The sequence below is a fragment of the uncultured Intestinimonas sp. genome (assembly GCF_944387245.1).
In the GTDB taxonomy this organism is placed as follows: Bacteria; Bacillota; Clostridia; order Oscillospirales; family Oscillospiraceae; genus Intestinimonas.
Genome location: NZ_CALXEE010000072.1, coordinates 1 through 11,844 on the forward strand (window position 1 = coordinate 1; position 11,844 = coordinate 11,844).

Here is an 11,844-nt window from a genome sequence, read left to right on the forward strand (position 1 = left end):
CTTTGGCGTCATCTGGTTTCCCTGGGTCTGGCCGCCGCTCTGCTGGCCGGCTCGGCCGCCGCCGTGGACCCCCGCCGCGGACCCTATTTCTACGGAAACGCCCACTACCACCTGGACGGTCTCTCCTCCGAGATCGACGTGGGCAAGAGCTTTGCCCGGTCCGCCGGCATCCTGCTGGGGGACAGCAGCGGGGACATGCGCTGGATGGAGGAACTCACCCGGGCGGAGGCCGCCACCATCCTCATCCGGCTCATGGGCCTGGAGGAGGAGGCCCAGGTCGCCGCCAATGACCCCTCCCCCTTTACTGACGTACCGGCCTGGGCCAACGGCTATGTGAACCTGGCCTATGAAAAGGGCGTGGTCAACGGCATCGGGAACGGGCAGTTCGGCTCCCTGACCCTGTGCGGGGCCCAGGAATTCACCCTCATGCTCTTCCGGCTGACCCACCTGACGGAGGGGACGGATTACAGCTGGCAGACCGCCATGGCCGACCTGGCCCGGGCCACCGCCGCCGTGGAGGACAACTCCGCGCTCTACCAGTACTATCCCGCCTTCCCCTACGCCGCCGCCGGGGCCTACGTCCAGAAATACATCGAGAAGGAAAAGAGCCCCTTTACCCGTGAGGTGGCCGCCGAGATCCTCTACCTGATGCTGAGCATCGACGCCGGGGACGACCATGAGAGTCTGGGCGACATCCTGGCGGAGGAGTACGGCCTCTCCGACCTGCTGCTCTACGACTGCTCCGTCCGCCGGAGCGCGGGGGACCTGGCCCAGACCGTGACGGTGGACTTTTCCACCATCCTGCCCCGGGATTACGCCCTCCTCTACGCCATCCAGGACCCGGCTTTCTTTGCGCGCATCCGGGAGACGGCGGACACCAACAGCGGGTCCATCGACCCGGAGGTGGCCGCCCTGGCCCAGTCCCTCACCCAGGGGCTCACCAGCGACTACGACAAGACCGTGGCCATCTCGGAGTGGATCGCCACCCACATCTTCTATGACACCGATCTCTATTACGCCCGCATAGACGGTCGTTACCAGGACCCCGCCAACGTGCTGAAGACCCGCACGGCGGTCTGTGAGGGGTATGCCTGGCTGACCTGCGACATGCTCACCTCCGTGGGGGTGGAGTGCTATTACCAGAGCTCCGACACCTCCAACCACGCCTGGAACATGGTCTATGCCGACGGGGACTGGATGGCCATTGACAACACCGGCAACGCCGGACGGCTGGAGTTCACCGGCGGCACCTACTATTACGAGCCCTTCGGCGGTTCCGACACCCCAGTGGCCAACTATCTGGAGCCCAACGTCTCCTGGGGCGAGCTGGAGAAGAGCCAGTATTTTGACCCCCCCATGGATGCTTTCTTCCTCTACGACCTCCACGCCATCGACCGGGACCCGGCGGTCTGGGAGCTCTATCTGGCCCCCGACCGCTTCTGGGACCCCACCTGGACCGGCGACTGACCGTCCCCATAGAGAAGAACAGAGCCGCCCCCGGCGCAGTGCGCCGGAGGCGGCTCTTTTGTGTCCGGGCAGCGGGCTCCACCTCACCCCATGAGCCAGAAGAGGGTGGTATGGGAGATCGCCATGCCCAGCTTCCGCTGGAGGGCCAGGGAGGCCTCGTTCCCGTCGATGACCTGGCCGAAGGGGATCTGCCCCCGCTCCAGGGCCAGGTTGATGGCCGCCCGCTGGAGGATCTCCCCCAGGCCCCGGCGGCGGTAGGCGGGCAGCACCTCCAGCATACCGATGCTCCCCTCGTCGTGGAAGCCCACGAAGCCTGCGGGCCGGCCCTCCACAAAGGCCCCGATGATCCCCCGGTCCGCCGCCCGCTCCATGTAGTCCAGATCGGCAAAGGCGTGGCTGTAATGCTCCAGCACCCAGGCCGCCCAGGACCCGTCCAGCAGCCGCAGCTCTCCGCCGAAGTCGGGGATGGGCAGGGGGTCTTTGGCCAGATAGGCCGCCGACCAGCAGATCTCCCGCTCCGGCAGTCCGAACCTGGCCCGGGCCAGGTCAAAATACGCCATATCATGGCCCACGAAGAGGTCGCACCCCGCCGGCACCCGGTCCAGGAAGTCTGACGCCGCCTCCGGCTCCGCCGCCAGCATCCAGGCCCCGCAGCCCGTGTCGTGGAGGAGGACGCCCCCCTCCTCTGCGATCAGCACATCGGCGCTGCCCCGGCGGAGGACCTCCAGCAGATTGGCGTGGAGGGCGCTGTCCCGCTCCAGCCAGGCCCGGGCCCGTTCCATCTGATCCATCGTCACTTCTCCTCCTCCGCCAGGGGCAGCCGGATCACAAAGCTGGTCCGCCTGCCGTCGCTCTCCGCCCGGATGGTGCCGCCGTGGCGCTCCACGATCTCCCGGGCGATGGCCAGCCCCAGCCCTGCCCCGCCGGTGCGGGTGGACCGGGCCTGGTCCAGCCGGTAAAACTTTTGAAAGATGTTGGTGAGCTCCTGCTCCGGAATCTCCAGGCCCTGGTTTCGGATGGCGATCTCGGCCCAGCCCTCCCGCTCCGCCGCCTGGATCTCCACCTCGCGCCCGGGGGCGCTGTAGCTCACCGCGTTGCGCAGCACGTTGTCAAAGACACGGGCCAGCTTGTCGGCGTCCCCCCGCACCGTGAGCCGGGGGGCGATGTCGCACTGGCAGGTCAGATCCTTGTCGGCAAAGGCGGGGTAGAACTCGTCGGAGAGCTGCTCCAGCAGCAGGGAGAGCTGGATAAGCTCCCCCTTCTCCCCCAGGGTGGCGAAGTCCATGCGGGTGATGTCGAAGAACTCCCCGATGAGCTCCCCCAGCCGGTTGGCCTTGTCCAGGGCGATGGCGGTATACTTGGCCCGCTGCTCCGCCGTGAGGCCGGGGTCGTCGTGGAGGAGGTTCAGATACCCCAGCACCGAGGTGAGGGGGGTCTTCAGGTCGTGGGCCAGGAAGGCCACCAGGTCCTGCCGCCGCTGCTCCGCCTCCCTGGCCTGGGCACGTCCGGCGGCCAGACTCGACTGGATGGCCCGCAGGTCCCGCTCCAGCGGAGAGAGTTCCCTGGGCAGGGACACCGGCTCCCCCGTCTCATCTACCACCTGGTGGACGGTGGCGCCGATCTGGTCCAGCCACCGGGTGACCTTCCCCAGCACCACATAAAAGGCCGCCAGCAGATAGACCGCCCCCAGGCCGGCCACCCAATACAGCCAGCCGTCCCGGAAGATATGCCGGTACATCCCTTGGGCGGCCTCCTCCTCCATGCCGAACAGGTCCAGGCACAGCCGCTCCGTTCCCTGGGCCATGGCCTGTCCCCACAGGCTGTCGGCCACCTGCCACAGCACCACCGTCACGGCCAGGGCGCCCAATGCCCCCGCCGCCGCCAGCAGCAGCAGCTTTCCCTTCAGCCGGTCATACCGTCCGTCCATACCATCCCGCCTTTCGCAGTCGTGTCCCCATTATACCCTCTGCCGTCCACCGCCGCAAGCCCGGTCCCATGGACCGGACTTTTTCGCCGCCGCTGGGGCTTCTTTCCGGTTGACGTGCCCTCGCTCCCGTGCTATTATAATAGTACAAATGTTCGATTTTGGAGGGACCCCACATGGAGCTCCTGGACAAGCTGACCATCCTGGCCGACGCCGCCAAATACGACGCCGCCTGCACCTCCAGCGGCGTGGGCCGGGGCGGGCGGGGCGGCCTGGGCTCCACCCTGCCGGCGGGGTGCTGCCACTCCTTTTCCGCCGACGGCCGGTGCATCTCTCTTTTAAAGGTCCTCATGACCAACCGCTGCCGGTACGACTGCGCCTACTGCGTCAACCGCCGCTCCAACGACGTGCCCCGGGCCACCTTCACCCCCCAGGAGCTATGCGAGCTCACCCTGGGCTTCTACCGCCGGAACTACATCGAGGGGCTCTTCCTCTCCTCCGCCGTCCTCCGGGACCCGGACTACACCACCGAGCGGATGATCGCCGTCCTCTCCCTGCTGCGGGAGGGCTACGGCTTTCAGGGCTACATCCACGCCAAGGCCATCCCCGGCGCCGACCCCCTCCTCACCCGGCGGCTGGGGCTGCTGTGTGACCGGCTGAGCGTCAACATCGAGCTGCCCAGCCAACAGAGTCTGGCCCTCCTGGCCCCCGATAAGACCAAGGAGGCCATTCTGGCCCCTATGGAGCAGATCCGGGATGGCATCGCCGTCTCCAGACAGGAGCTCTCCCGGTACCGCCACGCCCCAAAATTCGCCCCGGCGGGCCAGTCCACCCAGATGATCGTGGGGGCCACCCCGGAGACCGACCTCCAGATCCTGCGGCTGAGCCAGGGGCTCTACCGCCGCTACCGGCTCAAGCGGGTCTTTTACTCGGCCTATATGCCGGTGTCCGACAGCAAGCTCCTCCCCGCCCGGCAGGGGTTCCGGCCGCCCCTCTTGCGGGAGCACCGGCTCTACCAGGCCGACTGGCTGCTGCGGTTCTACCACTTTGACGCCGGGGAGCTGCTGGACGAGGCCCACCCCCACTTCGACCCCCGGCTGGACCCAAAGTGCTGCTGGGCCCTCCGCCACCCGGAGTTCTTCCCCGTGGACGTGAACCGGGCCGACTACGAGGCCCTCCTCCGGGTGCCCGGTATGGGGGTGACCTCAGCCCGCCGGGTCCTGGCCGCCCGCCGGGTGGGCCCCCTCACCTTCGAGGGCCTCAAGACCCTGGGGGTGGTCCTCAAGCGGGCCCAGTACTTCCTCACCTGCTCCGGCCGCGCCGTCCCCGGCGCCGCCCGGCTTCAACCCGAGGACCTCTTCTTCCGCCTGGCCGACCCCCTCCCCGGCGGAAATGCCAAGGTGTTGCCCGGCCAGCTCTCCCTCTTCGCCCCTGCCATCTGAAAGGAGGACCACCATGTCCCTGTCACAGCGCCCCCAGTTTGTCTACCTCTACGACGGCACCTTCGCCGGCTTCCTCACCTGTGTCTTTGAGAGCTATGCCAGAGACGAGGAGCCGGCCTGCTTCTCCCTCTTCGATGATCCCCGGACCGCCCTGTGGCCGGAGCGAGCGGTGGAGACCGACCGGGAGAAGGCGGAGCGGGTGTACCGCTCTCTGAGCCGCCGGGTCTCCCCGGAGGTCCAGCGGTGGGTCCGCCACGGCTTCCTCACCTGCGCCCCGGAGAAGGAGCGGCGGCTCTACGACTTTATCCGCCTGGCCTACCGGGCGGGTCCCGCCGTGGTCCGGGACCTGACCGACCCCCGGGTGGCCCCCCTCCACACCGCCCTCCTCCACCTGTGGAAGGAGGCCCACCTCTTCCAGGGCTTCGTCCGCTTCTCCGACCAGGGGGGCGTCCTCTGCGGTCAGATCACCCCCAAAAACCGGGTCCTCCCCCTGCTGCGGCCCCACTTCTGCGCCCGGTTCTCCCGGGAACGGCTTCTCCTCTACGACCGCACCCACAAGGAGGCCCTCCTTTACCAGCCCCGGCAGTGGGCCATCCTCCCCCTGGAGGAGTTCCACCTGGAGGGCCCCGGTGAAGAGGAACAGGACTACCGGCAGCTGTGGCGGCGGTTCTACAACACCATCGCCATCCGGGAGCGGGAGAACCCCCGGTGCCGCATGACCCACATGCCCAAGCGGTACTGGGACGACATGACCGAGTTCCAGACCGAGGCGGCAGCCCCCGGCACGGCCTTAGCACGGACGTAGCTTTTGTGTGGGGTGTGACGGCCCCGGCGCACCGGACTACGGTCGAAGCGCCCCCCCTCATCCGGCGGCTGCGCCGCCACCTCCCCCCTGAGGGGGGAAGGTTTTTTTGGTGATATGGGGCATGGCTGTCCGAACTCATCCTCGTACCGTATCCGCCGTTTCCCCTCATCCGCCCCAGTGTGACCATTGGGGCACCACGGGTTAAGGAAGAAGTCATTTCTTCTGACTGTCCACCGGACAGTCAGACCCCCAGGGGAAGGCTCTTTGAGGGGCTCTACACCCTGCGGCACAAAAAACGCCCGCCCTTCCGAATGGAAGGGCGGGCGTTTTGCTTATGTCAGGGGATCACGCGGCGAAACTCAGGCGTAGAGCTCCTGCAGCTTGACCAGGTGCTCGTAACGGGCCTTGGCCAGCTCCTCGTTCTCCTTGAAGAGCTTCTCGGCGCGGTCGGGGAAGGCGCGGGTCAGAGCGGAGTAACGGGCCTCGTTCATCAGGAACTCCTGATAGCCGCCAGCGGGGGCCTTGGAGTCCAGAGTGAAGGGGCTCTTGCCCTCGGCCTTCAGAGCGGGGTTGAACCGGAACAGGTTCCAGTAGCCGCACTCCACAGCCTTCTTCATCTCGCTCTGGCAGTTGGTCATACCGCCCTTGATGCTGTGCATCTCGCAGGGGGCGTAGCCGATGATGAGGGAGGGGCCGTGATAGCTCTCAGCCTCGTTGATGGCCTTCAGGGTCTGAGCGGGGTTGGCGCCCATGGCCACCTGGGCCACATACACATAGCCATAGCTCATGGCGATCTCGGCCAGGGACTTCTTGGGCATGGTCTTACCGGCAGCCGCGAACTGGGCGACAGCGCCCACGTTGGTGGCCTTGGAAGCCTGTCCGCCGGTGTTGGAGTACACCTCGGTGTCGAAGACGAAGACGTTCACGTCCTCACCGGAGGCCAGGACGTGATCCAGGCCGCCGAAGCCGATGTCGTAAGCCCAGCCGTCGCCGCCGAAGATCCAGATGGACTTCTTGGCCAGGAACTCCTTGTGAGAGAGGATCTCGCGGGCCAGCTTGCAGGCGTCGCAGCCGCAGTCGCCGTTCTCGGCCATAACGGCCTCCAGGGCGGCAACATACTTCTTGGTGGCCTCGGCGTTGGCAACGCCGTCAGCCATGGTGTCCAGCCAGGCCTGACCGGCGGTCTTGATGCTCTCGTCGGTGTAGTCGATGGCCAGCAGAGCCTTGGTCTGCTCGGTCAGACGGTCGCGGAGGGCCTTCTGGCCATAGTAGAAGCCCAGGCCGTGCTCGGCGTTGTCCTCAAACAGGGAGTTGGCCCAAGCGGGACCGTGGCCGGCCTTGTTGACGGTGTAGGGAGAGGTAGCGGCGGGACCGCCCCAGATGGAGGAGCAGCCGGTGGCGTTGGAGATGTACATCCGGTCGCCGCAGACCTGGGTGATCAGGCGGGCATAGCTGGTCTCGGCGCAGCCGGCGCAGGAGCCGGAGAACTCCAGCAGGGGCTGGTTGAACTGGCTGCCCTTGACGCTGGTGGTGTCGGCCATGTCGGCCTTGTCGGCCACCTTGGCCACCATGTAATCGAACACGGCCTGCTGATCGGCCTGAGACTCCTGGGGAACCATCTCCAGAGCCTTGACGGGGCAGACGCCCACGCAGACGCCGCAGCCCATGCAGTCCAGGGGGCTCACAGCGATGGAGAACTTGTAGACGCCCTTGCCCTTGCCGGCCTTCACGTCCACGATCTTGGCGGCGGCGGGGGCGTTCTTGGCCTCCTCCTCGGTCAGAGCGTAAGGACGGATGGTGGCGTGGGGGCAGACGTAGGAGCACTGGTTGCACTGGATGCACTTGGCGGAATCCCAAGTGGGCACGTTCACGGCAACGCCGCGCTTCTCATAGGCGGCAGCGCCCTGCTCGAAGGTACCGTCGGCGTGGCCCTCGGCGAAGGCGGAAACAGGCAGGCTGTCGCCGTCCATGCGGCCCACGGGCTCCATGATGTCCTGGACCATCTTCACGGTGGCGGGACGGCCCTCCAGGTGCTCCTCCTTCTTCTCGTCCACGGCGGTGGCCCAGGAGGCGGGCACAGTGAACTTCTTGAAGGCGGTGGCGCCCATGTCGATGGCCTTGTGGTTCATATCCACCACGTCCTGGCCCTTCTTCAGGTAGGAGTGAGTGGCAGCGTCCTTCATGTAGCCGATGGCCTCAGCCTCGGGCATCACCTTGGCCAGCTTGAAGAAAGCGGACTGCAGGATGGTGTTGGTACGCTTGCCCATGCCGATCTTGGCGGCCAGGTCGATGGCGTCGATGGTGTAGACCTGGATGTTGTGCTCGGCGATGTAGCGCTTGGCCACGGCGGGCATGTGCTTGTCCAGCTCCTCATCGCTCCACTGGCAGTTGATGAGGAAGGTACCGCCGTCCTTCACGTCGCGGACCATGGGGAAGCCCTTGATGATGTAGGAGGGCACGTGGCAGGCCACGAAGTCGGCCTTGTTGATGTAGTAGGGGCTCTTGATGGGCTTGTCGCCGAAGCGCAGGTGGCTGATGGTCACGCCGCCGGTCTTCTTGGAGTCGTACTGGAAGTAAGCCTGCACGTACTTGTCGGTGTGGTCGCCGATGATCTTGATGGAGTTCTTGTTGGCGCCCACGGTGCCGTCGCCGCCCAGACCCCAGAACTTGCACTCGATGGTGCCCTCAGCAGCGGTGTTGGGGCAGTCGTGCTCAGGCAGGGACAGGTTGGTGACATCGTCCACGATGCCGATGGTGAACTGGTGCTTGGGGGCGTCCTTGGCCAGCTCCTCATAGACAGCGAACACGCTCTTGGGCGGGGTGTCCTTGGAGCCCAGACCGTAACGGCCGCCCACGATGGTGGCCTGACGGCCGGCGTTGGCGAAGGCAGTCACGACGTCCAGGTAGAGAGGCTCGCCCTGGCTGCCGGGCTCCTTGGTGCGGTCCAGCACGGCGATCTTCTTGGCGGTGGCGGGGATGGCGGCCAGCATCTTGTCGGCGCGGAAGGGGCGGTACAGACGGACCTTCAGCAGGCCCACCTTCTCGCCGTGAGCGTTGAGGTAGTCGATGACTTCCTCGGCCACGTCGCAGATGGAGCCCATGGCGATGATGACGCGGTCAGCGTCGGCGGCGCCATAGTAGTTGAAGAGCTGATAGTCGGTGCCCAGCTTCTCATTGACCTTGCCCATGTACTTCTCCACGATCTCGGGAACCGCCTCGTAGTACTTGTTGGCGGCCTCGCGGTGCTGGAAGAAGATATCGCCGTTCTCGTGGGAACCGCGCATGGTGGGGTGCTCGGGGTTGAGGGCGCGGGCGCGGAAGGCGGCCACGGCGTCCATGTCCACCATGTCCTTCAGGTCATCGTAGTCCCAGATCTCGATCTTCTGGATCTCGTGGGAGGTACGGAAACCGTCGAAGAAGTTCAGGAAGGGGACGCGGCCCTCGATGGCGGCCAGGTGGGCGACGGCGCCCAGGTCCATGACCTCCTGGGGGTTGGTCTCACACAGCATGGCGAAGCCGGTCTGGCGGCAGGCCATGACGTCGGAGTGGTCGCCGAAGATGTTCAGGCTCTGGGCGGCCACGGTACGGGCGGAGACGTGGAACACGCAGGGCAGCAGCTCACCGGCGATCTTGTACATATTGGGGATCATCAGCAGCAGGCCCTGAGAGGCGGTGTAGGTGGTGGTGAGGGCGCCGGCGTTCAGAGAGCCGTGCACGGTACCGGCGGCGCCGGCCTCGGACTGCATCTCAATAACGCGGACGGGATCGCCGAAAATGTTCTTGCGGCCTGCGGCGGCCCACTGGTCTACATTATCGGCCATGGGGCTGGAGGGGGTGATGGGGTAGATACCCGCGACCTCCGTAAAGGCGTAAGAAACGTGTGCTGCGGCGGTATTGCCGTCCATGGACTTCTTTTTTCTGGCCATGTTGATCGTTCCTCCTTGTTCTTCAAATGGATACAACTCCATTCTCTAGCCTCTTAATACTATCACTCCTCTCCCCGTTTGTAAATCGCTTCTTTCCCTCTTCTAAGTTTTTCGGCGAACAGTCCAAAATTGGTCCTTCCAATTTGGCGATTCTTAAAAATTAGACGGGCGCTCTCCTTGAAATGCTTTATAAAATAAGGTATAGTTAGGAAAAAGTTCTTAGTAAAATGGAGGTGCTCACCCCGTGCTCTGTACCCTCAACTCCCCGGGCTTTCACGGCATTGCCCCAGGCGATGGGTCTCATCGCCCGGGGGCCCCTTTCTCTCACTTCCTCGGCGGAAATAAATTCCGCCTGCGGCAAGGTCCCGTCAGGCGGGACCTTGGACGCGGCTGCGCCGCGGGCCTGCTTCCGCAGGCCCGCCCGTAATGCCCCTGGCCTTTTTCATCTCCACAGGAAAGGCGGTGCACATCGGTGCTCTGTACCCTCAACTCCCTGGGCCTTCACGGCATTACGGGCTATCTGGTGACGGCGGAGTGCGACCTCTCCAGCGGTCTGCCCAACTTTGACATCGTGGGCCTCCCCGACACGGCGGTGAAGGAAGCCCGGGAGCGGGTCCGTTCCGCCATCCGGAACTGCGGCTTTACCTTCCCCGTCTCCCGGATCACCGTGAACCTGGCCCCCGCCGACCGGCGGAAGGGGGGCACCCTCTACGACCTGCCCATGCTGGTGGGCATCCTCTGCGCCGGGCGGCAGCTGCCCGCCCCGGCGGCGGGGTCCGCCTTCGTGGGGGAGCTCTCCCTGTCCGGGGAGCTGCGTCCGGTGACGGGCATGCTGCCCATGGCCCTGGCCGCCCGCTCGGCGGGGCTCACCGCCCTCTATGTCCCCGCCGCCTCCGCCCCCGAGGCCACCCTGGCCGGGGGGTTCACCGTCTACCCCGTGGAAAACGTGGCCCAGCTGGCCGCCCACCTGCGTGGCGAGGCTCCCATCGACCCGGCGGAGCCCTGGGTGCCCGTGCCCGGCGGGGCCTCCGGCCCCGACTTCGCCGACGTGAAGGGCCAGGAGCCGGTGAAGCGTGCCCTGGAGATCGCCGCCGCCGGGGGCCACAACATCGCCATGATCGGCCCGCCGGGGTCGGGTAAGTCCATGCTGGCCCGGCGGCTCCCCTCCATCCTCCCCGACCTCACCGAGCGGGAGGCCCTGGAGTGCACCCAGATCCACTCCGTCCTGGGCCTCACCACCAGGGAGGAGCCCCTCCTCACCCGGCGGCCCTTCCGCTCCCCCCACCACACCATCTCGGTGATGGGCCTCTCCGGCGGCGGCTCGCCCCCCCGGCCCGGGGAGATCTCCCTGGCCCACAACGGGGTCCTCTTTCTGGACGAGCTGCCCGAATTCCAGAAGGAGACTCTGGAGGTGCTGCGGCAGCCCATGGAGGAGGGGAAGGTCCAGATCTCCCGGGTGTCGGGCACCGAGGTCTTTCCCAGCCGGTTCATGCTGGTGGCGGCCATGAACCCCTGCAAATGCGGCTGGTACGGCCACCCCTCCGGCCGGTGCCGGTGCTCCGAGGCCGAGGTGAAGCGGTACCTAGGGCGCCTGTCCGGACCCCTGCTGGACCGCATCGACCTCTACGTGGAGGTACCGCCCCTGGAGTTTGAGGAGCTCTCCGCCCGCCCCGCCGGGGAGTCCTCGGCGGAGATCAAGAAGCGGGTGAATGCCGCCCGGGCTGTCCAGACCGCCCGGTTCGGCCCGGAGGGTCCCGACTGCAACGCCCACATGGGCCCCAGAGAGCTCCAGGCCTGCTGCGAGCTGGACGAAGCGTGCAAAGCCGTCATGCAGGGGGCCTTTGACCGCATGGGCCTCACCGCCCGGAGCTATGACCGCATCCTGCGGGTGGCCCGCACCATCGCCGACCTGGAGGGGGAGGAACACGTCCAGGTCCCCCACCTGGCCGAGGCCCTCCAGTACCGGGAGAGCAGCTATCTGCAGCGATAAAGAATGACCCCCTGATACGGACTGCTGTGCCGTTCAGGGGGTCTTTTTCAACAATTCTTCATAACTTGTGGATAAAATGTCCCGGATGGCCCGGAGCTGGCTGGCCGAGATATGCTGGGTCCCCCGCTCGATCTTCACCAGGGCCTCCCGAGTCATATCCACGCCCTCCAGCTGCATCCGCCGGGCCAGCTCGGTCTGCCCCATACCCCGCTCTCTTCGGACACGGCGGATGTTCTCACCAATCCGAATCTCATCCTGCTTGATCTTCTGCTCCTCCATGTCCTCACCTC

Annotated in this window: 8 protein-coding genes; 4 read left to right on the plus strand and 4 right to left on the minus strand. The window is 66.1% G+C overall.

Annotation, left to right across the window (positions count from 1 at the left end):
* Window positions 1-1,467, plus strand: a 1,467-nt coding sequence (locus tag Q0K15_RS09135; protein WP_294515525.1) for a transglutaminase domain-containing protein, incomplete at its 5' end; no start/stop codon positions are given.
* An 83-nt stretch (window positions 1,468-1,550) separates the two neighbouring features.
* Here Q0K15_RS09135 and Q0K15_RS09140 read toward each other — a convergent pair.
* Window positions 1,551-2,258: a GNAT family N-acetyltransferase gene (locus tag Q0K15_RS09140; RefSeq protein ID WP_294515527.1), complete on the minus strand. Its 708-nt coding sequence runs from the start codon at window positions 2,256-2,258 to the stop codon at window positions 1,551-1,553.
* A gap of 2 nt (window positions 2,259-2,260) precedes the next feature.
* Window positions 2,261-3,394: a HAMP domain-containing sensor histidine kinase gene (locus Q0K15_RS09145; protein WP_294515529.1), complete on the minus strand. Its 1,134-nt coding sequence runs from the start codon at window positions 3,392-3,394 to the stop codon at window positions 2,261-2,263.
* A 173-nt stretch (window positions 3,395-3,567) separates the two neighbouring features.
* Between Q0K15_RS09145 and Q0K15_RS09150 the strand changes: the two genes are divergently transcribed.
* Window positions 3,568-4,833, plus strand: coding sequence for a putative DNA modification/repair radical SAM protein (locus Q0K15_RS09150; protein ID WP_294515531.1), 1,266 nt, complete (start codon window positions 3,568-3,570; stop codon window positions 4,831-4,833).
* Window positions 4,834-4,846: 13 nt separating this feature from the next.
* Entirely contained in the window at window positions 4,847-5,638 is a 792-nt protein-coding gene (locus Q0K15_RS09155) for a TIGR03915 family putative DNA repair protein (protein WP_294515533.1), read from the plus strand.
* 359 nt (window positions 5,639-5,997) lie between these two features.
* Here Q0K15_RS09155 and nifJ read toward each other — a convergent pair whose 3' ends face one another.
* Window positions 5,998-9,564 carry a pyruvate:ferredoxin (flavodoxin) oxidoreductase gene (gene nifJ / locus Q0K15_RS09160; protein WP_294515535.1) on the minus strand — a complete coding sequence of 1,189 codons (3,567 nt, stop codon included), beginning with the start codon at window positions 9,562-9,564 and terminating at the stop codon, window positions 5,998-6,000.
* A gap of 472 nt (window positions 9,565-10,036) precedes the next feature.
* Here nifJ and Q0K15_RS09165 point away from each other — a divergent pair, with 472 nt between their 5' ends.
* The gene (locus tag Q0K15_RS09165; protein WP_294515537.1) at window positions 10,037-11,554 is read left to right on the plus strand and encodes a YifB family Mg chelatase-like AAA ATPase; all 1,518 of its coding nucleotides are present in this window, start codon (window positions 10,037-10,039) and stop codon (window positions 11,552-11,554) included.
* Window positions 11,555-11,587: 33 nt separating this feature from the next.
* On the opposite strand, the gene Q0K15_RS09170 is transcribed toward Q0K15_RS09165, so the two are convergent.
* Window positions 11,588-11,844: helix-turn-helix transcriptional regulator (locus Q0K15_RS09170; protein WP_365933753.1), on the minus strand; the 257-nt coding region annotated here is incomplete at its 5' end.